We start from the raw sequence: 21,662 nt of genomic DNA, 5'->3' as shown, positions 1-21,662 counted from the left end.
ACAACAATAGGTTAAATAACCTATTGTTGTTTTTTATTATTTTTCCAAGGGAATCGCATCAAAATATGTTCTATAGTTACTAGAGAATTCAAAGTTATTTTTTGCATCCCAATTAATAGACCAAGACATTAGGCCGCGGAATGCAGGGTAGCCACTCTGATTTGAAAGCTTATACTTTCCTCCGAAAGGAATTCCTTTAATGATATAATCTAAAGCTTTTTTCATTTCAGTTGGAGAAATATATCCGCCACTTGGAGCGGCCTCTGGTGCTGCAGGAAGTCCAATCATGACTTGATCCGAACGAAGGGCTGGGAAAATGTTATTTGCATTACCACCTACAGGAAAACCATGTAAGAGCATATCTGCCATAGCGACCTCGTAGTCTGCAGTACCTTGATTGTAGTTATTACCGTCCATTCCAATTCCGCTACCAGCGTTGTAGTGTTGAACGTGAATGTATGTTAGTTTGTCTTTCACTCCGTAAATAATCGGTAAATATGCACCCCATATGCTTCCATATGCGCTATATCCGCCTTGAACATAAGCTGTTTCAGGAGCCATACTTAATAGAAAATCTGGACCATAATGATCTGAGATTGTCCGAATAGCTGAAATAAGATTTACGATTTGAGGGGTCGTTGGGTTTTTGAAATTAGTGTCATTTCCGTTTAAGTAAATACCTGATTCAAGGTCAATATCTATTCCATCAAAACCGTATTTATCGATTAGAGATTGTAGAGAATTAATAAAACGTTGCTTAGCGGCATTGTCAGGAAGTAGAACGATCCCATTTTGTCCACCTATTGAAAGAACTACTTTCTTTCCTTTACTTTTTAAATAAGAAATATCTGATTTAAATTCTGCATCTGTACCGTACACAGGAGAAAATTCAACGGTGGAACGATCACCACCAGTCTCACCAAAGGAAACATTGATTACATCCCATTTTGGTGAAACGTCTTTTAATTTAATTATGCCAGTACCGTTATCGAAGTTATGCCAGTATCCAACGAGTAATTTTGAACCTAAATTGTTTGCTGCTTGTGCTTGAAAGGGGACTAGCGGTAGCAGTAAGAAAATGACTAAAGTACAACAAATGAATTTGAACTTGTTTAACATATCAACACTCCTATACAAAAAGTTGTCTAGATGTATAATCTTGTTTAATTAATAATATCTGAAAATTCATTCGTTTGTAAGCCAACTATAATTTTCTCAACAATTGTATATGGAAAATTATTAAACCTAATGTAATAATTTCTGTAGAAGCTTACATTACAATTGTTAAATTCAGAATATTTTGATATATTTTAGAGTATAGGACAAGGTTTTTCGCATAATACTCTTACATAAACTGAAACTTTAATCAGTGGGGGGGTTCATCCCCCGCTGATTATTAGCCCTCACCAATTGGGCTTTTACGGGCAGTAGATTCCCACCTAACTTCTTTGCTTCCACTGAATTTTGAGGTGGGGGTCTTACTGCCCGTTAATGCGGGGGAAATTTCAAAATTACGTTTGGAAGGGGATGTACAAGAGTTGGATAAAAATCTTAAGAAAGATCTAAAAATACGCCACATTACAATGATCTCAATTGGCGGCGTAATAGGAGCTGGTTTGTTTGTTGGGAGTGGTGCGGTTGTACATTCAGCAGGGCCAGGTTCTATCGTTTCATATGCATTAGCAGGGCTTCTAGTTATTTTCGTTATGAGAATGCTAGGAGAAATGGCAGCTATTAACCCGACAAGTGGTTCATTTGCAACATATGCACGAGAAGCAATTGGTCCATGGGCGGGTTATACAATTGGGTGGCTATATTGGTTTTTCTGGGTAATTGTTATTGCGATAGAAGCCACAGCAGGAGCTGGTATTATTCAATACTGGATTCCGGAAATCCCGCTTTGGTTATTAAGCCTAATATTAACGATTTTATTAACATTGACGAATGTTTTTTCAGTGAAATCATTTGGAGAGTTTGAATATTGGTTTTCTTTTATTAAAGTGATAAGTATTGTTTTGTTCCTTTGTCTTGGACTAGCTGTTATTTTAGGATTTGTACCAGGAACGGAAGCACCTGGCACTTCCAATTTAGTAGGACAAGGGGGATTTATGCCAAACGGTATAAGTTCGGTGCTACTTGGAATTACTGTCGTTATATTTTCATTTATGGGATCTGAGATTGTTGCAGTAGCTGCTGGAGAATCTGCTGAACCTGTAAAAGCAGTAAAAACAGCAACAAATAGTGTAATTTGGCGTATTCTCGTATTTTTTATTGGATCGATCGCTGTAGTTGTTACACTTCTTCCATGGAATTCAGCAAACATACTGAAAAGTCCGTTTGTAGCGGTACTGGAACATATAGGAATACCAGCTGCGGCACAAATTATGAATTTTATCGTTTTAACAGCTGTACTCTCTTGTTTAAATTCGGGTTTATATACAAACTCAAGAATGCTTTTTTCGATGGCAGAAAGAGGAGATGCTCCAAAGGCGTTTTTGAAATTGAACAGTAGTGGTGTTCCAGTTCGTGCCGTTTTATTCGGAACGTTCTTCGCTTATATTGGCGTTGTTTTTAGTTACATATCTCCAGATAAAGTCTTTTTATTTTTAGTGAATGCATCTGGCGGGATTGCGTTACTCGTTTATCTTGTTATAGCTATTTCGCATTTCAAGATTCGTAAAAAAATGGGAAAAGTAGAACGACAAAATTTGAAAGTGAAAATGTGGTTTTTCCCGTATGCAACGTATGTTACAATTGCCGCTATTATAGCAGTTTTAGTTGCGATGCTTGCAATTGAATCTTTACGTTCGCAGGCACTATTAACAATGCTTGTTACTGTTCTTATAATCATTTCTTATTTTATTTTTAATAGAAAGAAAAATAGTACAGTGTTGAATCCTAAGAGTAAGAATGAGGAATCTGTTCGCTTCTAATTTCTTGTTTTAGAAGAGAGTTACACCCAATCATTGCTATAAAAGAATCATATATAATCATAGAAACAAGTAATTACTATTGTCATAGTGAATATAAACTTTTTTCTTGACTTTTTATACGAAGGCGAGCAAAATGGTAAAAAAGGAAGGGGGGATGATGATGGAAGAGTATGTATTAGAGCTGTATAACCTGTTATATACGACAGAATGGCAAGATGTTGTTTCGTTTCTAGGAATCGTATTTTGCATGAAAATTGTAATTGTATATATGGAAGAGCAAGGTATGTTCTATTCCTTCTCATCCCCGTTCGATATGCAGCGCGAGCCGTTGCTAAACTATGCCAATGTGAATTACGAACAAATTCCTTTTGTTATTTTCTTTATGATTCGATTTATAACAGCAATTGTAAAGAAAAAGGAAAGTGACGATGAAGAGTACCACTCAACTTGTAATATAGCAAACGTTTTTTAAGCTAAATACAAGGAGGAGATTTATATGTGGTTTCGATTTCTTATGATTGGTTTCTTTTCATTAACAGCAATTTCATTAATGGGTTATCAAGTGTCTGAAATTTTTCAAGCATATAGCGATACATTTTTTAACAAAAACTAATCGCTTTGCTATTTGAATAATAAAGCGATAAAATCCTTCTTAAGAAGTTGTATTAAGAAGGATTTTTTCTTTGTCTTATCTTGCTGTGTCAAACTATTGTCACATTTACACTGTGAATAGTATGTTAAAATAGTGAGGTTACGTATACATATTTGAAGGAAGAGGGAGTGACCATTTTGGTGGATCAATCAACAAATCAGAAAAGCTATGCTCCTATTGTGATAACGCTTTCTGTAATTGTAAATGCGATTATTTTATTTTTGTTCTTTGGACCTGTTGGCTATGAAGGAGAATTACATTTTGATGTAACAATTTTACCAATGTTAAATGCAATTTTTAATAGCTTTACGTTCGTATTCTTATTAGCAGCTCTATACTCTATTATTAAGAAGAATGTGAAAATGCACCGTGGTTTCATCCTGGCAGCATTTACAACGACGTTGCTATTTTGTGTTTCTTATTTATCGTATCATTACTTAGCGCCAGCAACACATTTTGGCGGAGAAGGATTCATTAAATATGTGTATTTCATCATTTTAATTACACATATTATCCTGGCAGCAATTATTGTACCGCTTGCATTGTTTGCACTTGTATTTGGTTTTACAAATCAATTAACACGTCATCGTAAAATTGTACGTTGGACGATGCCAATTTGGTTATATGTAAGTTTATCTGGTGTTATTGTTTACTTAATGATCTCACCCTATTATCAATAAAAAATCTCAGCCTGTAGGCTGGGATTTTTTTGTTAGGCAAATATTTTTGTGAAATGAAAAAAATATGGTATACAAAAGTATAGTTACTTTTCATATAGAAGGGATGGTAAAGGAATATGCAAAATTTTGTATTTCGTAATCCAACGAAACTTATTTTCGGTAAAGGGCAATTAGAACAGTTGAAAACTGAAATTCCACAGTTCGGTAAAAAAGTTCTTCTCGTATACGGGGGAGGCAGTATTAAAAGAAACGGTATTTATGATAATGTAATTTCTATTTTAAAAGATATAAATGCAGAAGTATTTGAATTGACAGGCGTTGAACCGAATCCTCGTGTATCGACTGTAAAGAAAGGAATTCAAATTTGTAAAGATAATGGTGTTGAATTTATTTTAGCAGTTGGTGGAGGAAGTGTAATTGACTGTACGAAGGCAATTGCTGCTGGTAGTAAGTACGATGGAGATGTGTGGGATATTGTAACGAAAAAAGCTTTTGCTAGTGAGGCATTACCATTTGGTACTGTACTTACGCTTGCAGCAACAGGATCTGAAATGAATGCTGGTTCTGTCATTACAAACTGGGAAACGAATGAAAAATATGGCTGGGGTAGTCCAGTTACTTTCCCGCAGTTTTCAATTTTAGATCCAGTTCATACTGCGTCTGTGCCGAAGGATCAAACAATTTACGGTATGGTAGATATTATGTCGCACGTATTAGAGCAATATTTCCACAACGGAACAAATACAGAACTACAAGATCGTTATTGTGAATCTGTTTTAAAAACAGTAATTGAAACGGCTCCTAAGCTTTTAAATGATTTAGGAAATTATGAGCATAGAGAAACCATTTTATATTGCGGTACTATGGCGTTAAACGGCATTTTAGCGATGGGAGTAAAAGGAGACTGGGCCACTCATAATATTGAGCATGCAGTTTCTGCGGTTCATGATATACCACATGGGGGTGGCTTGGCGATTTTATTCCCGAACTGGATGAAGCATGTTGTAGATGAAAATGTAAGTCGTTTTAAACAGTTTGCTATTCGTGTATTCGATGTAGAAACGGATGGAAAGACTGATCGAGAGATTGCGTTAGAAGGGATTGAGGCGTTACGTCAGTTTTGGACTTCAATTGAAGCGCCGGTAACATTAGCTGATTACGCTATTGGAGAAAACGAAATTGATGTAATGGCGGATAAAGCGATGGCTTATGGCGAATTTGGTAACTTTAAAAAATTAAATAAAGACGATGTTTTAAGCATATATAAAGCTTCCCTATAAGTGAAGCGAGTAAAGGAACCCATTTGATATAACAATCAAATGGGTTTCTTTTTTGTTGTTTATAACTGTTAGTGACTGTTTTTGATTATTTATGAATGTTTATGGTTGATTTTTGTGATCGTTTTCATTATACTGTAATCAAAGAAGAGGTGAATAAAATGTTAACTCCTGAACGTCATCAAATGATATTGCAACTTGTAAAAGAGCAGAAGGTTGTTAAATTACAACAATTAGTAGAAAGAACAGAAAGCTCTGAATCAACAATTCGTCGTGATTTAGCGCAATTGGAAAAACAAAGGTTATTAAAAAGAGTCCACGGTGGTGCAGCTGTTTTAACAGGAAAAGGACAGGAGCCGACGATGGTTGAAAAATCATCCAAAAACATTCAAATAAAACAACAAATTGCGAAGTATGCCGCTAGCATTGTTGAACAAGGTGATTGCATTTATTTAGATGCAGGAAGTACGACATTTGAAATGATTCCATTTTTAATAAATAAAGATGTTACTGTCGTTACGAATGGACTTATGCATATTGAAGCTTTAGTTGAAAATAATATTCGTGCATATTTACTAGGCGGAATGATGAAAAGTAGGACGAAAGCTTTAATTGGTGCTATGGCACAGGAAAGTATGCAAAAGTATCGCTTTGATAAATGTTTTTTAGGCGCAAATGGTGTACATGAACAGTTTGGTTTTACAACTCCAGATCCAGAAGAGGCATTATTAAAACAAATGGCATTAACATTAGCGAACGAAGGATATTTCTTAATTGATGAAAGTAAGTTTTCAGAAGTTGCGTTTGCGAAAATTGCCAATGTTGAAGAGGCAAATATTATTACAAACCATTTAGAAATTGATTTAGAAAAATATAAAAGACAAACCAATGTAATTGAGGCTGATAAACAATGATCTATACAGTTACTTTAAATCCATCTATTGATTATGTAGTACAAGTTAATTCCTTTGATTTAGGCGCAGTCAATCGAGCAGAGAAAAATATGAAGTTTCCTGGAGGAAAAGGGATTAATGTTTCTCGCGTTCTCCATCGTTTAGGTGTGGAAAATGTAGCACTTGGATTTACTGGTGGATTCACCGGTCAATTTATTAAAGGTGTATTACAGGCGGAAGGCGTAATGACAAACTTCGTCCAAGTAGGCGGAGATTCCCGAATTAATGTGAAAATAAAAGGGCAAGAAGAGACAGAATTAAATGGGCAAGGTCCTAATGTGACAAATGAGCAATTTGAACAATTAATGAAACAAATCGAAAGTATGAAGCAGGGAGATTGCGTTGTGCTAGCTGGAAGTGTACCTGCATCTATCCCAACTACCTTTTATGAATCAATCGCAGCGCTCGGAGCTGAAAAAGGTATTCGAGTAGTAGTCGATGCGAGCGGAAGTGCACTGCAGCATGTAATTAAAAATAAGCCATTTTTAATAAAGCCTAATCATCATGAACTTGGTGAGTTATTCGATGTAGAGATTTCAACAGTAGAAGATATTTTACCGTATGGAAGAAAATTAATCGAACAAGGTGTAGAGCATGTGATCGTGTCAATGGCAGGAGATGGAGCTTTATTATTTACAGCAGAAGGTATATATGAAGCAACTGTTCCGAAAGGTGTTGTAATTAACTCGGTTGGGGCAGGAGATTCTCTCGTTGCAGGATTTGTTGGTAAATATGAACAGACAAAAGATATTGAAAAGGCATTTCAATATGGCGTTGCAACAGGGAGTGCAACAGCATTCTCAGCTGATTTATGTGAAAAGGAAAAAGTAGAAGAATTATTGTCGCAAGTAATCGTAGCTAAGCGATAGGGGGAAGCAACATATGAAAATTACAGAACTATTAAAAAGGGATACAGTTATTATGAATTTGACAGCTTCAAATAAAGAAGCTGTCATAGATGAATTAGTTGAGAAATTAAACGGCGCAAATCGTTTAAATAGTAAAGTGGAATTTAAAGAAGCTATTTTAAAGCGGGAGTCACAAAGTACAACTGGAATAGGGGAAGGGATTGCAATCCCTCATGCGAAAACAAAAGCTGTTAAGCAACCAGCGATTTGTTTTGGTAGAAGTGTAAGCGGTATCAATTATGAATCGCTTGACGGGCAACCAGCTCATTTATTTTTTATGATTGCTGCAAGTGAAGGGGCGAATAATACTCATTTAGAAACGTTATCGCGTCTATCTACATTATTAATGGATGAAGGGTTCCGTAAGCAATTATTAGAAGCAAAGGATGAAGAGGAACTTCTTCGTTTGTTTGATGAAAAAGAGAATGAAAAAGAAGAAGAGGTTGAAGTTGCAAAACCAGAAGGAAATGAACCCTACGTATTGGCAGTTACGGCTTGCCCAACTGGAATCGCTCACACGTATATGGCTGCAGATAGCTTGAAAGCAAAAGCAGCAGAGCTAGGAATCGCAATTAAAGTTGAAACGAACGGATCAACAGGTATAAAAAACGGTTTAACGAAAGAAGACATTGAACGAGCAACAGCTATTATCGTAGCAGCAGATAAACAAGTAGAAATGAACCGTTTTGCTGGGAAGCATGTCATTCAAGTACCAGTCGCTGATGGGATTAGAAAAACGGAAACACTTCTTAATCGAGCTGTAAAGCAAGATGCACCAATCTTTAAAGGTGTAAAAGAAGATGGAAAGGCAGAAAGTACGGAAAAAGAAAAAGGATTAGGAATTTATAAGCATTTAATGAACGGCGTAAGTAATATGCTTCCATTCGTTGTTGGTGGTGGGATTTTAATCGCATTAGCGTTTTCGTTTGGTGGTATAAAGGCGGAAGGTCCTTTAGCTGAATTGTTCATGTCTATTGGAGGAGGGAAAACAGGGGCGTTTTTATTCCTTGTACCAATTTTAGCTGGATTTATTGCAAGTTCTATTGCTGATCGACCTGGTTTTATGCCTGGTGTTGTAGGTGGATTTTTAGCAGCGCAAGCAAATGCGGGGTTTTTAGGTGGATTAATTGCTGGTTTCTTAGCTGGATATGTTGTTTTAGGGTTGAAAAAATTATTTTCAGGATTACCAGTACAGTTAGAAGGAATTAAACCTGTTTTGTTATATCCAGTCTTTGGATTGTTAATTACAGGAGTTGTTATGCAAAAAGTAGTAAACCCACCAGTAGTAGCATTAAATGAAATGCTAACAGGATGGTTAAATGGTTTGAACGGTACAAATGCTATATTATTAGGTCTTATTTTAGGCGGCATGATGGCAATTGATATGGGTGGTCCGATTAATAAAGCTGCATTTACTTTTGGTATTGCTGCAATAGAAGCGCAGAACTTTGGCGTACACTCTGCTGTTATGGCTGGTGGTATGGTACCGCCATTAGCGATTGCATTCGCAACTACTGTCTTTAAATCAAAGTTTACTGAAGCAGAACGTAAATCTGGTTTAACAAATTATATTATGGGCGCATCGTTTATTACAGAAGGTGCCATTCCATTTGCTGCGGCAGATCCGGTTCGAGTGATAGTAAGTTGTGTTGTTGGTTCAAGTATTGCGGGTGCATTATCTATGTTATTCCAAATTACATTACCAGCACCGCATGGTGGGTTATTTGTTATCGCATTAGTAAATAAACCGGTGCTATATATTTTCTCGATATTAGTAGGGACAGTTGTTTCAGCTCTTATGATGGGGATTTGGAAAAAGAAAATTAAATAACAGATGTAAAGGGGGGAGCTTTTATGAGCTGCTCCTTTTTATTACAAAAAAAGGAGTTAATAATTGGAGAATGATGGATTTTGGTAAAAGATGTAATGAAATATGATTTTTTTGTAACAAAAAAGTAATACTGTAATTTTTTCTGGAAAAAAATTCTGGTGCTTGTATGTGGAAAATATATGAAAACTATTGAAGATTCTATTAGAAATGGGATTCGTTAATATGGAAATTTATGTTACAACTCATTAATCGCATATTACGAATGGTTTGTAATTGTGTGATTTCGAAAAATCCTAAAAATCTGTTGCTATAATGAAAATACGAAAACAAAGCAAATGGAGGCTATTCATGAAAAAATTATTAGGTATAGCAACGGCGGCAGTTTTTGGTCTTGGGATTTTTGCAGGTTCTGCGAAAGCAGAAACGTTTGTAACAACAGACGTATTAAATGTTAGAGAAAACCCAACTGTAGAGTCTAAGCTTGTAGGTAAAATGTTAAGCGGAAATAAATTAGATGTTGTAAATACAGAAAATGGATGGACAAAAATTAAATTAAATGGTCAAGAAGCGTTTGTAAGTGCTGAATTTACAAAAAGTACATATTATGTGACGGCGGGCGTGTTAAATGTTCGCGCTGGAGCGAATACTGACTCAGAAATTCTTGGTAAACTGAATAAAAATGATATAATCGAAACGACAAATCAAGTTCAAAATGAATGGTTACAATTTGACTATAATGGAAAAACAGGATATGTTCACGTGCCATTTTTAACAGGGACGGCACCTGTAATTGAAAAGAAAGAAGTTGTAGCGCAAGAAGAAGCGCCAGTAAGAGTAAATACGCCGGTTAAGAATAATAAAGTAGTTAAGAACGAAGAGTCTGTTAAGAATGTAGAATCAAATAAACCTGTGGTAAAACAGCAGTCAACTACGAAACAAGTTGCGAAATCTACTCAAACAAGTGCACCTGCTGGTGGACGTGAAATAACAGTAGAAGCGACAGCGTATACAGCGCATCCAAGTGAGAATGGTACGTATGGTGGTCGTGTATTAACTGCAATGGGGCATGATTTAACAGCGAATCCAAATATGAAAGTAATTGCTGTTGATCCTAAAGTAATTCCACTTGGGTCAAAAGTATGGGTAGAAGGGTACGGAGAAGCGATTGCTGGAGATACTGGTGGTGCGATTAAAGGAAATCGTATTGATGTTCTAGTAGGCTCAGATGGTAGTGCGAATAGCTGGGGGCGCAAATCTGTAAAAGTAAAAGTTATAGAGTAGTGTATATGTATTAATATAAAAGGCGGTTGCTTGAAAGTGTGTAAGCAACCGCCTTTTATGAATCATTGAAAAGGATAAATAGTTTTACCTGTAATGATTTTATATGCACTGCAAAATTGATTTTGTATATACTCTGTATTTTTATTTTCAGAATGTAATGTGGTTTCTTGGAGAGTAGAATGAAAAGAACGTAGCAAACAATTTAAGGCGAAGTATAATTCTTCTTGTGAACAATTTTGTTCCTTTGTAGCAGTAGCTAAAATAAGGTCTTTTGTTAAAGATGAAAAATTTATGGAAGATTGTTCCATGGTCGACGCATCCCCTCAAACGTATTTTTACTCATGTATATGCGGAATTGGACAAACTATGTTCTTTTTTATTTATAATTTCATGTACCGAAATGAAAGAACTTGCAATCATGCCGTTAAAATTGGTAAGATTGGATATAATCAATAGATGGAGTACATTACATAAAGAGAGTTGAATGATATGGGAGAAGTGCAACGTGAAAAAGTTGCTGTCATCATTGGACCAACTGCTGTTGGAAAGACGAAGTTAAGTATTGATCTTGCCAAAGCGTTGAATGGTGAAATTATAAGTGGAGATTCCATGCAGATTTATCGTACGATGGATATTGGAACTGCAAAGGTGACGAAAGAAGAGATGGACGGAATTCCACATTATATGATCGATATAAAAAATCCGGAAGAATCATTTTCTGTTGCCGAATTTCAAGAACGTGTTCGTAAGCATATTCGAGAGATTACAGAACGTGGTAAATTGCCAATTATCGTTGGTGGAACAGGTCTGTATATACAATCCGTTTTATTCGATTATCAGTTTACGGATGAAGCTGGTGATACTATATACCGTGAACAAATGGAAAAGTTAGCAGTGGAACATGGTGTGGAGTATGTACATAAAAAATTACAAGAAGTAGACCCAGAAAGTGCTGAGCGTATTCACGCGAATAATGTCCGCCGTGTCATTAGAGCTTTAGAAATTTTCCGCACGACGGGTGAAAAAATGAGTAATCAACTTGAAAAACAAGAAAACGAGTTATTATACGATGTTTCCTTGATTGGCTTGACAATGGATCGAGAAATGCTATACGATCGCATTAACTTACGAGTTGATATAATGATGGACCAAGGTTTATTAGAAGAAGTAGAAGGATTGTATAATAGAGGGATACGAGAGTGTCAATCTATTCAAGCGATTGGGTATAAAGAGTTATACGATTATTTTGAGAATCGTGTCTCTTTAGAAGAAGCGGTATCACAATTAAAGACAAATTCACGTCGTTATGCAAAACGTCAATTAACGTGGTTCCGTAATAAGATGGATGTCACATGGTTTGATGTTACAGACGGTGAAAAAACGTCAGAAATTTTACGATACATAGAAGGAAAGATACAACTAAAGTCGAATAATAGTAAGTAGAGAAAAAGAGGAGGATTCGACATGAAGCAATCAATCAATATTCAAGATCAATTTTTAAATCAACTCCGTAAAGAGAATACGTTTGTTACGCTGTACTTATTAAATGGTTTCCAGCTTCGTGGATTAATTAAAGGATTTGATAATTTTACAGTCCTACTGGAAACGGAAGGTAAGCAACAGCTTATTTATAAACATGCAATTTCTACATTTGTACCACAAAAAAATGTTTCAATTGAATTAGAATAGTAATGAATTATTGTACATAACAAAAAAGAGCGAATTTCTCGCTCTTTTTTTATTTGCCATAAACAATACATAGTGAAATTTAAGCGATTCTAAATACAGTAAGGCGAATGTTAGTGTTTCCTGTTTCAGGAATTGTAATTTCGCTAAGGGTAGATTTGACAGAAATGTTTGCGCCAGCAGCTAATGTTTCGATTGTAGTAAATGAAAGTGAGTCGCCTATTAGATTTGAAGAGAAGTTGTCAGTTGCGACTGCTCCATTTATTGAAATTCCTACTCCGAGTGGAGCACATCCTGGTGTAGTTGTAGAGATGGATACGCTAATGACATAAATACCAGCGTTGATAACAGTGACTGTATCTGTGCCATTGAAGATAATGTTGTTTACGTTAATTGCAGTATTAAAAATGAAGTTGTTAAATTGGAGTACTGTTTGCTGAATGTTGTTTGTAACGACAATTGTTGCTACAGGGAAGCTAGGTCCAGTAGGCCCGGTAGGTCCAGTAACTCCTATACCAGTAGCGCCTGTTGGTCCTTGGATACCTTGAGGTCCAGTAGCGCCAGTAGCACCAGCAGGTCCTTGAATACCTTGAGGTCCAGTAGCGCCAGTAGCACCAGCAGGTCCTTGAATACCTTGAGGTCCAGTAGCGCCAGTAGCACCAGCAGGTCCTTGAATACCTTGAGGTCCAGTAGCGCCGGTAGCACCAGCAGGTCCTTGAATACCTTGAGGTCCAGTAGCGCCAGTAGCACCAGCAGGTCCTTGAATACCTTGAGGTCCAGTAGCGCCAGTAGCACCAGCAGGTCCTTGAGTACCCTGAGGTCCTTGAGGTCCAGTAACTCCTATACCAGTAGCGCCAGTAGCACCAGCAGGTCCTTGAATACCTTGAGGTCCAGTAGCGCCGGTAGCACCAGCAGGTCCTTGAATACCCTGAGGTCCGGTAGCGCCTGTTGGTCCTTGGATACCTTGAGGTCCAGTAGCGCCAGTAGCACCAGCAGGTCCTTGAGCACCCTGAGGTCCTTGAGGTCCAGTAACTCCTATACCAGTAGCGCCAGTAGCACCAGCAGGTCCTTGAATACCTTGAGGTCCAGTAGCGCCGGTAGCACCAGCAGGTCCTTGAATACCCTGAGGTCCAGTAGCGCCGGTAGCACCAGCAGGTCCTTGAATACCCTGAGGTCCAGTAGCGCCGGTAGCACCAGCAGGTCCTTGAATACCCTGAGGTCCGGTAGCACCAGTAGCACCAGCAGGTCCTTGAATACCCTGAGGTCCGGTAGCACCAGTAGCACCAGCAGGTCCTTGAATACCCTGAGGTCCGGTAGCACCAGTAGCACCAGCAGGTCCTTGAATACCCTGAGGTCCGGTAGCACCAGCAGGTCCTTGAGCACCTTGAGGTCCAGTAGCACCGGTAGCACCAGCAGGTCCTTGAATACCCTGAGGTCCAGTGGCACCGGTAGCACCTGTGTTACCTTGAACACCTTGAGGTCCGGTAGCACCTGTATTACCTTGAACACCTTGAGGTCCGGTAGCACCTGTGTTACCTTGAACACCTTGAGGTCCGGTAGCACCTGTATTACCTTGAACACCTTGAGGTCCGGTAGCACCTGTGTTACCTTGAACACCTTGAGGTCCAGTGGCACCAGTAGCACCAGCAGGTCCTTGAGCACCTTGAGGTCCAGTGGCACCAGTAGCACCTGTGTTACCTTGCGCACCCTGAGGTCCAGTGGCACCGGTAGCACCTGTGTTACCTTGAACACCTTGAGGTCCAGTAGCACCGGTAGCACCAGCAGGTCCTTGAATACCTTGAGGTCCAGTAGCGCCAGTAGCACCAGCAGGTCCTTGAATACCTTGAGGTCCAGTAGCGCCAGTAGCACCAGCAGGTCCTTGAATACCCTGAGGTCCAGTGGCACCGGTAGCACCTGTGTTACCTTGAACACCTTGAGGTCCAGTGGCACCGGTAGCACCTGTGTTACCTTGAACACCTTGAGGTCCAGTAGCACCGGTAGCACCAGCAGGTCCTTGAATACCCTGAGGTCCGGTAGCACCAGTAGCACCAGCAGGTCCTTGAATACCCTGAGGTCCAGTGGCACCAGCAGGTCCTTGAGCACCTTGAGGTCCAGTGGCACCAGTAGCACCTGTGTTACCTTGCGCACCCTGAGGTCCAGTAGCGCCGGTAGCACCAGCAGGTCCTTGAATACCCTGAGGTCCAGTGGCACCGGTAGCACCTGTGTTACCTTGAACACCTTGAGGTCCAGTAGCACCGGTAGCACCAGCAGGTCCTTGAATACCTTGAGGTCCAGTAGCGCCAGTAGCACCAGCAGGTCCTTGAATACCCTGAGGTCCAGTGGCACCGGTAGCACCTGTGTTACCTTGAACACCTTGAGGTCCAGTGGCACCGGTAGCACCTGTATTACCTTGAACACCCTGAGGTCCAGTGGCACCAGTAGCACCAGCAGGTCCTTGAGCACCTTGAGGTCCAGTGGCACCAGTAGCACCAGCAGGTCCTTGAGCACCTTGAGGTCCAGTGGCACCGGTAGCACCTGTGTTACCTTGAACACCCTGAGGTCCCTGAGGCCCGGTAGCCCCCGTAGCCCCCGTTGCGCCCGCAGGTCCTTGAGCCCCCGTTGCGCCCGCAGGTCCTTGGGCGCCTGTATTACCTTGAGGCCCTTGAGGTCCGGTAGCCCCCGTCGCGCCGGCTGGCCCAGTAGGTCCAGTAGGTCCTTGAATAAATGAAGCAGAATTAACTAGAGCGGTTTGTAATGCTGCTATTAATTTAAGAAGTTCTTGAAGTGTGCAAGGGTCGATTCGGAATAATTTTGTAATGTATAGTAAATAATTAATTAGATTTTGAAGCTCGATAAATACCGCACTTGCTACGAAAGTTGGATTTTTTAATATAGTTATTAAGTTTTTAATAATAGCTAACCCTTGTGCTTTCAGGGAGGAAGTAGCGTCTAGTGAACAAATAAATTTACTTAGTAGGTTCAATGTATCAATTAGATCTTCAATATTTTGAGGAGATGGATTTGCGAAAAGTTTTGGAATGATTTTTGTTAAATCAATAATGATTGCGCGGAATGTTCTAAGTTGTGCCTTAGTAACTGGGATTGATGGAGTATTTGGGATTCGTCCAGCGCTACTTGGAAAGCATGGTTTGGAGAATTTGTTCTGATTGTCGTTATAATGAGACATTAAATCTCTCCTTTCTCATGAGGATATGAACGAAACTCATCATAGTAGATGCAAAAATTAGTTAAATGGTCATAGTAAAATCGTTAGTTTAAAGAAAAAATAGAAAAAACGCCTTAGGATAAGGCGTTTTTTCTATTTTCTGCGTATTGATAATATCGTTTGAGTGAAACCTTGGATTTGAAACCAGCTAGTTTTATAATTTCTGACTCGGGGGTTTCTTTTTTTATTAAGTTTAAAATATAGGTGTTACGAAAATGTTGTCCTGAGATTCCTTTTCGTAAATTAGCTCTAGATACTTCAAGGCGAATCATTTTTTGGATAGCGATTTCTGTTAATCCCTTTGGTGCATCATTTTCGTATACCCATCTGTATGTTCCGCGATTAAAATCAAATGCAATAAATAATGGATCATTACTATGGTATTTTGGACGAACGGGCTCTGGGATGCTTTTGTAATAAGTATACAGTTGTTTTTTGTCTTCGTTAGTTAATGTAATTGTTCTTTCTACCCCTGCGGTTGCTGGGATAGATAATGTATTCGTTTCAAAGTGGACGTGATTCATAGTTAATGCTGTAAGTTCCTGTAAGGATAATCCATAGTCAATTAGTAAATTTAAAATAGCGATATTACGATCCATCAATAAAGGGCGTACAGGACGTTGCTTTTCTGAAAGTCCTTCTAATGAAGTGACTATATGTTTTAATCTTTTTTCTTCATCAGATGAAATGAAATCTTCATTGCGGAGTGTGCGGTCTGGTTGAATAGAAATTTCCATGTTCTTTAATGGGTTAGGGATGTTTAGAAAGTGATGCATTCTATTTAATACAATAAATACACGGTGCATCGTTTTCTCTGAGTAATGTCGATTCTTTTTTAAGTCGGAAAAGTAATCTTCGTAGTCTTTTGTACAAAGTGTAGCCCATATATTACTGGAAGGGAGCTTTTTGTTTTTTTCTAACCAATGTCCGAAATCTTCAATGTCATAAACATAACGTTTAATGGTTGAAGGTTTTCGGCCTTTATTCAATAAAAAAATAGAAAAGGCTTGTATTGTATCATGGAATTCCGTTGTCTCCATAGTCCCACCACCTTCATTATTTCTTATATTATAGCAAACTTTTCTGAAAATAGTCATTTGCAAAGGAGACAAGAATAATAATATTTGGTGAGTGGATAAAATGAGGTGATTGTATGGAACAATCGATGCGAAAGAAAAATAATAATCAAATTAACATTGTGTTAAATCATCGAAAAAAAATTTCTTTACCGGCCGCAGAAAATAAAACGGAAATTTCAAGTGAAACTACTACAAAACATGAGATGCTGCAAAGAATTGAAGAAGAGATGGGAAAGCTCGTTGGGATGGATGATATAAAGAAGATAATAAAAGAAATATATGCTTGGATTTATGTGAATAAAAAAAGACAAGAAATAGGATTAAAGTCTGAGAAACAAGTACTTCATATGTTATTTAAAGGGAATCCAGGTACAGGGAAGACAACTGTTGCTAGAATGATAGGGAAATTGTTATTTGAGATGAATATTCTATCAAAAGGGCACTTAGTTGAAGCTGAACGTGCCGATCTTGTAGGAGAGTACATCGGTCATACAGCTCAAAAGACAAGAGATTTAATAAAAAAAGCGATGGGAGGGATTTTGTTTATTGATGAGGCGTATTCATTAGCCCGAGGAGGAGAAAAAGATTTTGGAAAAGAAGCAATTGATACGCTGGTAAAACATATGGAAGATAAACAACACGGGTTTGTGTTGATTTTAGCTGGTTATTCAAGAGAGATGAATCATTTTCTTTCATTGAATCCAGGACTGCAATCCCGTTTTCCATTTATAATTGAGTTTGCGGATTATTCAGTAAATCAACTGTTAGAAATAGGGAAGAGGATGTATGAAGAACGTGAATATCAGTTATCGAAAGAGGCTGAATGGAAATTTAGAGATCATTTACATGCTGTAAAGTATTCGTCGCAAATTACATCGTTTAGTAATGGACGATATGTCCGGAATATTGTTGAAAAATCGATTCGTACACAAGCCATGCGGTTGTTGCAAGAGGATGCGTACGATAAATATGATTTGATTGGAATATCAAGTAGTGATTTGATGCTTGAAGAGGAGACGCACAGTACGTAAACTGTGCGTCTGTTTTTTCTGTATAAGTGCTTTTATTATTTTTTTGCTTTTTCTTGATAAGATTTATGGAAGTGTTCCATTTTAGCGCTTTTTTCGTGTGCAGAAGTAGGGTCATGTCCAATTTGTCCTACTGAGCTTTTTTGAGCCCCTTTATTAACGTGGTTTGTCATTTGTATTCACCTCACTTTGAGAATTAGTATAAACATTATGTAAAGAAAAACTCATTAGAAAAGAAAAACCTCTTTACAATCTGTAAAGAGGTTGGATTGCTATTTATGCATTGAACGTTCGTTTGTGTCGATGCGTCTATGCGGTAAATGCCATTTGTAATGAATAGAAATCATGCGGAAGCAAACAATTAAAATGAATAAGGTGTATAGAGCCCAATCGCTAACAATAATGTGAGCGCCGATTAAGAAGCCTGCCAGAATCGTCCAAAAAGCATATACATCAGCTCGAAGAACGAGAGGTTTTCTACGGGCTAAAAGATCGCGGATAATACCGCCGCCAATGCCAGTTAAAACGGCTGCTACAATTGTAGCGCTAATTGGTAAATTTAATTTTTGAGCGTATAATGCCCCTTGTACGGCAAATGCTGATAAGCCAATAGCATCAGTGATATTTTCCCACTTTTTCCAGTGTCTAATTAATTTATTTGGAAAAAGAAAAATAATTGTCATTGATAAAAGTGCGATTTGGAATAACATGTCTTGTTGCCAAAACGCGACAATCGGATAACCGATTAATAAATTACGAAGGGCACCTCCCCCAAATGCGGTTGCCATTCCTAAAATATACACCCCGAAAATATCATAATCCTCTTCCATTGCGACAATGGCTCCGCTTAATGCGAAAGCGATTGTGCCTATGATGCTAAAAATCTCCCATGCCATGAATTTTCTCCCCCGCTAACTAGATGAAATGTGCTTCCTCTGCTATTATATTAGAAGGTTTAAATTTCGAAAAGGATGAGTGAACATATTTGATGGAAGAAAAAGAAAAAGTCATATTAGTGGGCTGTCAATTGCCGCAAGATGATGATGAAAAGTTTATGCATTCCATGAAAGAGCTTGCATCGCTAGCGAAGACTGCACGAGCAGAATTGTTAGTGTCTACAACGCAAAAACGACCGAAGTTTCATCCGGCGACTTATATAGGTAAAGGTAAATTAGAAGAGCTTACAATGTTAACTGAAGAATTAGAACCGGATGTTATCGTATTTAATAACGAATTATCGCCGAGTCAAATTCGGAATTTATCCTCAGTGTTAGATGGGAGGGTAATTGATCGAACACAACTCATATTAGATATTTTTGCGCAACGTGCGAAGTCGAGAGAAGGTAAGCTTCAAGTAGAATTAGCTCAGTTGCAATATACAATGCCGCGTCTTATGGGGCAAGGATTGTCTTTATCGCGTCTTGGTGGTGGTATTGGAACGAGAGGACCGGGCGAGACGAAACTTGAGACGGATCGTCGTCATATTCGATCACGCATTGATGAAATAAAGAAACAACTTGCGGTTGTTGTGGAACATCGAAAAAGATATCGTGAGAGAAGAAAAGATAATAAGGTATTTCAAGTTTCATTAATAGGTTATACAAATGCGGGAAAATCTACACTGTTTAATAGATTAACGGAAGCTGATACATTTGAAGAAAACTTGTTGTTTGCAACGCTAGATCCGACGACAAGGAAGATGCCGTTACCCTCTGGTTATACAGTATTACTAACTGATACGGTTGGTTTTATACAAGATTTACCTACGTCATTAATTGCTGCTTTTCGTTCGACGTTAGAAGAAGCGGGTGAAGCGGATGTTATTTTACATGTTGTTGATTCTGCAGATCCTAATTATGTAGGGCACGAGAAAACGGTAAAATAATTATTGTCAGAACTTGAAATTAATCATATTCCTATTATTACTTTATATAATAAAAAAGATGAGTTACATCAAAACTTTATTCCGTTTCCGAAAAATGACTTCTTAATGACTAGTGCTTTTGAAGAAAATGATCTATTACATATAAAAGAAGCGATAGAAACGAAAATGAAGGAAGAAATGAATCGGTATCATGTGGAAATTCCTCCGAGTGAAGGTAAGTTGTTAACGCTATTAAAGACGGAAACACTATTAACAAAGATGGAGTTTTTAGAAGATAAATTTGTATATGATTGTGATGGGTATATTTTTACTCATTCATCGCTTAATGTGCAATTAAAGAGATTTTTAGTGGAAGAAGGAGAAAATAAAAATGTTTGATCGTTTGAAAAATGGAGAAAAAATTGCTCCAATCGTAAAAGAAGTAGAGAGCCAAATTACAGAAGTACATAAACGTGCGGATGAAGTAATTGAAAGTAATCAGTTTCGTGTGTTAGAAAGTTTTCGTAAACATAAAATTAGCGATTCGCATTTTATTCCGACGACAGGTTACGGTTATGATGATATTGGTCGTGATACGTTAGAAAAAGTGTATGCAGATGTATTTGGAGCGGAAGCTGGCCTTGTTCGTCCGCAAATTATTTCAGGTACGCACGCTATTTCTACAGCGTTATTCGGTATTTTGCGTCCAGGAGATGAGTTATTGTACATCACTGGCAAGCCGTATGATACGTTAGAAGAAATCGTTGGTGTACGCGGAAAAGGCGTAGGTTCATTTAAAGAATATAATATTGGCTATAATGCAGTTCCGCTTACTGAAGAGGGGCTTGTTGATTTTGAAGCTGTTGCAGCTGCTATTCATAGTAATACGAAGATGATTGGTATTCAGCGCTCGAAAGGTTATGCTACTCGTCCGTCATTTACTATTTCTCAAATTAAAGAGATGATAGCGTTTGTCAAAGAAATTAAACCGGATGTTGTTGTATTTGTAGATAACTGTTATGGCGAGTTTATTGAAGAGCAAGAGCCATGTCATGTTGGTGCAGATTTAATGGCAGGTTCGCTTATTAAAAACCCAGGTGGTGGAATTGTTAAAACTGGTGGTTACATTGTTGGTAAAGAACAGTATGTTGAGGCGTGTGCATACCGTTTAACATCTCCAGGAATTGGTGCGGAAGCAGGGGCATCTTTATACAGTCTACAAGAAATGTATCAAGGATTCTTCTTAGCACCACATGTAGCGGGACAAGCGCTAAAGGGTGCGATTTTTACAGCTGCATTTTTAGAAAAGTTAGGAATGAATACATCACCAGCATGGAATACGCCGAGAACAGATTTAATTCAGTCTGTTCAATTTGATGATAAAGATCGCATGATTGCATTCTGCCAAGCGATTCAATATGCATCTCCGATTAATTCTCACTTCACTCCGTATGCCAACTACATGCCGGGGTATGAAGATGATGTAATTATGGCTGCGGGAACGTTTATTCAAGGTGCAAGTATTGAATTGTCTGCGGATGGTCCAATTCGTCCGCCGTATGTTGCTTACGTGCAAGGTGGGTTAACTTATTCACATGTGAAAATTGCGATTTGTTCTGCAATTGATGCATTAATTGAAAAAGATTTATTAAAAATCTCTTAAAGGGAAGCTGTCGATTTCGACAGCTTTTTTCGCATAAAAGTAATGATTTATTTCATTAGAAAAAAGAATGAAAAAATTTATAAAAAATCATGTAAGAAAAGCTAACATCTATTGACACTAAACATAACATGGTATAAAATGAGAAGCAGTTAAGGCGAAGGAGGAACTGAAACGATGAAAGAAGATAGACGTTCTGCCCCGCTGTTTCCTATTGGTATTGTTATGGATTTAACACAATTGTCTGCACGTCAAATTCGCTACTATGAAGAGCATAATCTTGTTTCTCCAACCCGTACAAAGGGGAATCGTAGGTTATTTTCATTTAACGATGTAGATAAGTTGTTAGAGATTAAAGATTTATTAGATCAAGGCTTGAATATGGCTGGTATTAAACAAGTGTTACTAATGAAAGAAAATCAAACAGAAGCAGTGAAAGTAAAAGAAGAAACGAAAGAAATTTCAAAAACTGAGCTTCGCAAAATACTTCGAGACGAACTACAACATACAGGTAGATTTAATCGAACTTCATTGCGACAAGGTGACATTTCAAGGTTTTTTCACTAAAGACAACTGATTCTGAAGGTGTTTAGAGGGACTAAGG

19 protein-coding genes and 1 pseudogene are annotated in these 21,662 nt (G+C 38.1%); 14 read left to right on the top strand and 6 right to left on the bottom strand.

The annotated features are described in order from the left end of the window. Window positions 1-36: 36 nt before the first annotated feature. Window positions 37-1,119, bottom strand: a complete 1,083-nt coding sequence (locus AAG068_RS18240; RefSeq protein WP_342715358.1) for a chitinase — start codon at window positions 1,117-1,119, stop codon at window positions 37-39. Window positions 1,120-1,538: 419 nt separating this feature from the next. Between AAG068_RS18240 and gabP the strand changes: the two genes are divergently transcribed. The 8 genes from gabP to entD all read left to right on the top strand — a co-directional run bounded on the left by gabP (window position 1,539) and on the right by entD (window position 10,515). Beyond that, window positions 1,539-2,933, top strand: coding sequence for a GABA permease (gene gabP / locus AAG068_RS18235; protein ID WP_342715357.1), 1,395 nt, complete (start codon window positions 1,539-1,541; stop codon window positions 2,931-2,933). A 133-nt stretch (window positions 2,934-3,066) separates the two neighbouring features. Next, complete coding sequence (locus tag AAG068_RS18230) at window positions 3,067-3,405, top strand: hypothetical protein (protein WP_342715356.1); 339 nt, start codon at window positions 3,067-3,069, stop codon at window positions 3,403-3,405. A gap of 317 nt (window positions 3,406-3,722) precedes the next feature. Next, window positions 3,723-4,265 (top strand): DUF420 domain-containing protein, encoded by a 543-nt coding sequence (locus AAG068_RS18225; RefSeq protein WP_000228314.1) that lies wholly within the window; start codon window positions 3,723-3,725, stop codon window positions 4,263-4,265. A 116-nt stretch (window positions 4,266-4,381) separates the two neighbouring features. Continuing rightward, window positions 4,382-5,545 carry an iron-containing alcohol dehydrogenase gene (locus AAG068_RS18220; RefSeq protein ID WP_098671326.1) on the top strand — a complete coding sequence of 388 codons (1,164 nt, stop codon included), beginning with the start codon at window positions 4,382-4,384 and terminating at the stop codon, window positions 5,543-5,545. 158 nt (window positions 5,546-5,703) lie between these two features. Next, entirely contained in the window at window positions 5,704-6,456 is a 753-nt protein-coding gene (locus AAG068_RS18215; RefSeq protein WP_342715355.1) for a DeoR/GlpR family DNA-binding transcription regulator, read from the top strand. Further along, the gene (gene pfkB / locus AAG068_RS18210) at window positions 6,453-7,364 is read left to right on the top strand and encodes a 1-phosphofructokinase (protein WP_342715354.1); all 912 of its coding nucleotides are present in this window, start codon (window positions 6,453-6,455) and stop codon (window positions 7,362-7,364) included. Before AAG068_RS18215 ends, pfkB begins: the two co-directional genes overlap by 4 nt. Before the next feature lie 13 nt (window positions 7,365-7,377). Beyond that, a complete protein-coding gene (locus AAG068_RS18205) occupies window positions 7,378-9,234 on the top strand; it encodes a PTS fructose transporter subunit IIABC (RefSeq protein ID WP_342715353.1) in 1,857 nt (618 codons plus the stop codon). Window positions 9,235-9,582: 348 nt separating this feature from the next. Continuing rightward, on the top strand, window positions 9,583-10,515 hold the full coding sequence (gene entD, locus AAG068_RS18200) for a cell wall-binding protein EntD (protein ID WP_342715352.1): 933 nt from the start codon (window positions 9,583-9,585) through the stop codon (window positions 10,513-10,515). Between the two features lie 62 nt (window positions 10,516-10,577). Here entD and AAG068_RS18195 read toward each other — a convergent pair whose 3' ends face one another. After that, window positions 10,578-10,823 carry a hypothetical protein gene (locus AAG068_RS18195; protein ID WP_342715351.1) on the bottom strand — a complete coding sequence of 82 codons (246 nt, stop codon included), beginning with the start codon at window positions 10,821-10,823 and terminating at the stop codon, window positions 10,578-10,580. A gap of 181 nt (window positions 10,824-11,004) precedes the next feature. On the opposite strand from AAG068_RS18195, the gene miaA reads away from it, so the two are divergent. Beyond that, window positions 11,005-11,958 (top strand): tRNA (adenosine(37)-N6)-dimethylallyltransferase MiaA, encoded by a 954-nt coding sequence (gene miaA / locus AAG068_RS18190; protein WP_342715350.1) that lies wholly within the window; start codon window positions 11,005-11,007, stop codon window positions 11,956-11,958. Window positions 11,959-11,979: 21 nt separating this feature from the next. Continuing rightward, the gene (hfq, locus tag AAG068_RS18185; RefSeq protein ID WP_000813896.1) at window positions 11,980-12,204 is read left to right on the top strand and encodes an RNA chaperone Hfq; all 225 of its coding nucleotides are present in this window, start codon (window positions 11,980-11,982) and stop codon (window positions 12,202-12,204) included. A 79-nt stretch (window positions 12,205-12,283) separates the two neighbouring features. Here hfq and AAG068_RS18180 read toward each other — a convergent pair whose 3' ends face one another. Together AAG068_RS18180 and AAG068_RS18175 are read right to left on the bottom strand one after the other, a co-directional pair. Continuing rightward, window positions 12,284-15,388 carry a Gly-Xaa-Xaa repeat protein gene (locus AAG068_RS18180; RefSeq protein ID WP_342715338.1) on the bottom strand — a complete coding sequence of 1,035 codons (3,105 nt, stop codon included), beginning with the start codon at window positions 15,386-15,388 and terminating at the stop codon, window positions 12,284-12,286. 113 nt (window positions 15,389-15,501) lie between these two features. Continuing rightward, window positions 15,502-16,467, bottom strand: coding sequence for a tyrosine-type recombinase/integrase (locus AAG068_RS18175; protein WP_001978463.1), 966 nt, complete (start codon window positions 16,465-16,467; stop codon window positions 15,502-15,504). A 113-nt stretch (window positions 16,468-16,580) separates the two neighbouring features. On the opposite strand from AAG068_RS18175, the gene spoVK reads away from it, so the two are divergent. Next, window positions 16,581-17,537, top strand: coding sequence for a stage V sporulation protein K (spoVK, locus tag AAG068_RS18170; RefSeq protein ID WP_061658077.1), 957 nt, complete (start codon window positions 16,581-16,583; stop codon window positions 17,535-17,537). A 35-nt stretch (window positions 17,538-17,572) separates the two neighbouring features. Here spoVK and AAG068_RS18165 read toward each other — a convergent pair whose 3' ends face one another. Together AAG068_RS18165 and AAG068_RS18160 are read right to left on the bottom strand one after the other, a co-directional pair. After that, a complete protein-coding gene (locus AAG068_RS18165) occupies window positions 17,573-17,707 on the bottom strand; it encodes a hypothetical protein (RefSeq protein WP_342715337.1) in 135 nt (44 codons plus the stop codon). Between the two features lie 99 nt (window positions 17,708-17,806). Continuing rightward, window positions 17,807-18,430: a trimeric intracellular cation channel family protein gene (locus AAG068_RS18160; RefSeq protein ID WP_061658078.1), complete on the bottom strand. Its 624-nt coding sequence runs from the start codon at window positions 18,428-18,430 to the stop codon at window positions 17,807-17,809. A gap of 92 nt (window positions 18,431-18,522) precedes the next feature. On the opposite strand from AAG068_RS18160, the pseudogene hflX reads away from it, so the two are divergent. The 3 genes and pseudogenes from hflX (at window position 18,523) to glnR (ending at window position 21,625) form a co-directional block, all read left to right on the top strand. Then, window positions 18,523-19,797: pseudogene (gene hflX, locus AAG068_RS18155) on the top strand (GTPase HflX). Then, window positions 19,790-21,061 (top strand): aminotransferase class I/II-fold pyridoxal phosphate-dependent enzyme, encoded by a 1,272-nt coding sequence (locus tag AAG068_RS18150; RefSeq protein WP_342715336.1) that lies wholly within the window; start codon window positions 19,790-19,792, stop codon window positions 21,059-21,061. The pseudogene hflX and the gene AAG068_RS18150 overlap by 8 nt, the downstream one beginning before the upstream one ends. Window positions 21,062-21,235: 174 nt before the next feature. Beyond that, a complete protein-coding gene (gene glnR, locus AAG068_RS18145) occupies window positions 21,236-21,625 on the top strand; it encodes a transcriptional repressor GlnR (RefSeq protein ID WP_000656783.1) in 390 nt (129 codons plus the stop codon). Window positions 21,626-21,662: the final 37 nt, after the last annotated feature.

The organism is Bacillus paramycoides (assembly GCF_038971285.1).
GTDB lineage: Bacteria > Bacillota > Bacilli > Bacillales > Bacillaceae_G > Bacillus_A.
The sequence above is the reverse complement of the archived record's forward strand: the minus strand, read 5'-3'. Positions and strand labels throughout refer to the sequence as shown.

Coding starts and splice junctions, on each gene's coding strand:
- AAG068_RS18240 (WP_342715358.1), bottom strand. CDS start 1,119: ATGTTAAACAAGTTCAAATTCATTTGTTGTACTTTAGTCATTTTCTTA.
- hfq (WP_000813896.1), top strand. CDS start 11,980: ATGAAGCAATCAATCAATATTCAAGATCAATTTTTAAATCAACTCCGT.
- AAG068_RS18195 (WP_342715351.1), bottom strand. CDS start 10,823: ATGGAACAATCTTCCATAAATTTTTCATCTTTAACAAAAGACCTTATT.
- AAG068_RS18165 (WP_342715337.1), bottom strand. CDS start 17,707: ATGACAAACCACGTTAATAAAGGGGCTCAAAAAAGCTCAGTAGGACAA.
- AAG068_RS18175 (WP_001978463.1), bottom strand. CDS start 16,467: ATGGAGACAACGGAATTCCATGATACAATACAAGCCTTTTCTATTTTT.
- AAG068_RS18215 (WP_342715355.1), top strand. CDS start 5,704: ATGTTAACTCCTGAACGTCATCAAATGATATTGCAACTTGTAAAAGAG.
- AAG068_RS18160 (WP_061658078.1), bottom strand. CDS start 18,430: ATGGCATGGGAGATTTTTAGCATCATAGGCACAATCGCTTTCGCATTA.
- AAG068_RS18205 (WP_342715353.1), top strand. CDS start 7,378: ATGAAAATTACAGAACTATTAAAAAGGGATACAGTTATTATGAATTTG.
- AAG068_RS18180 (WP_342715338.1), bottom strand. CDS start 15,388: ATGTCTCATTATAACGACAATCAGAACAAATTCTCCAAACCATGCTTT.
- glnR (WP_000656783.1), top strand. CDS start 21,236: ATGAAAGAAGATAGACGTTCTGCCCCGCTGTTTCCTATTGGTATTGTT.
- pfkB (WP_342715354.1), top strand. CDS start 6,453: ATGATCTATACAGTTACTTTAAATCCATCTATTGATTATGTAGTACAA.
- spoVK (WP_061658077.1), top strand. CDS start 16,581: ATGGAACAATCGATGCGAAAGAAAAATAATAATCAAATTAACATTGTG.
- AAG068_RS18230 (WP_342715356.1), top strand. CDS start 3,067: ATGGTAAAAAAGGAAGGGGGGATGATGATGGAAGAGTATGTATTAGAG.
- entD (WP_342715352.1), top strand. CDS start 9,583: ATGAAAAAATTATTAGGTATAGCAACGGCGGCAGTTTTTGGTCTTGGG.
- AAG068_RS18220 (WP_098671326.1), top strand. CDS start 4,382: ATGCAAAATTTTGTATTTCGTAATCCAACGAAACTTATTTTCGGTAAA.
- AAG068_RS18150 (WP_342715336.1), top strand. CDS start 19,790: ATGTTTGATCGTTTGAAAAATGGAGAAAAAATTGCTCCAATCGTAAAA.
- miaA (WP_342715350.1), top strand. CDS start 11,005: ATGGGAGAAGTGCAACGTGAAAAAGTTGCTGTCATCATTGGACCAACT.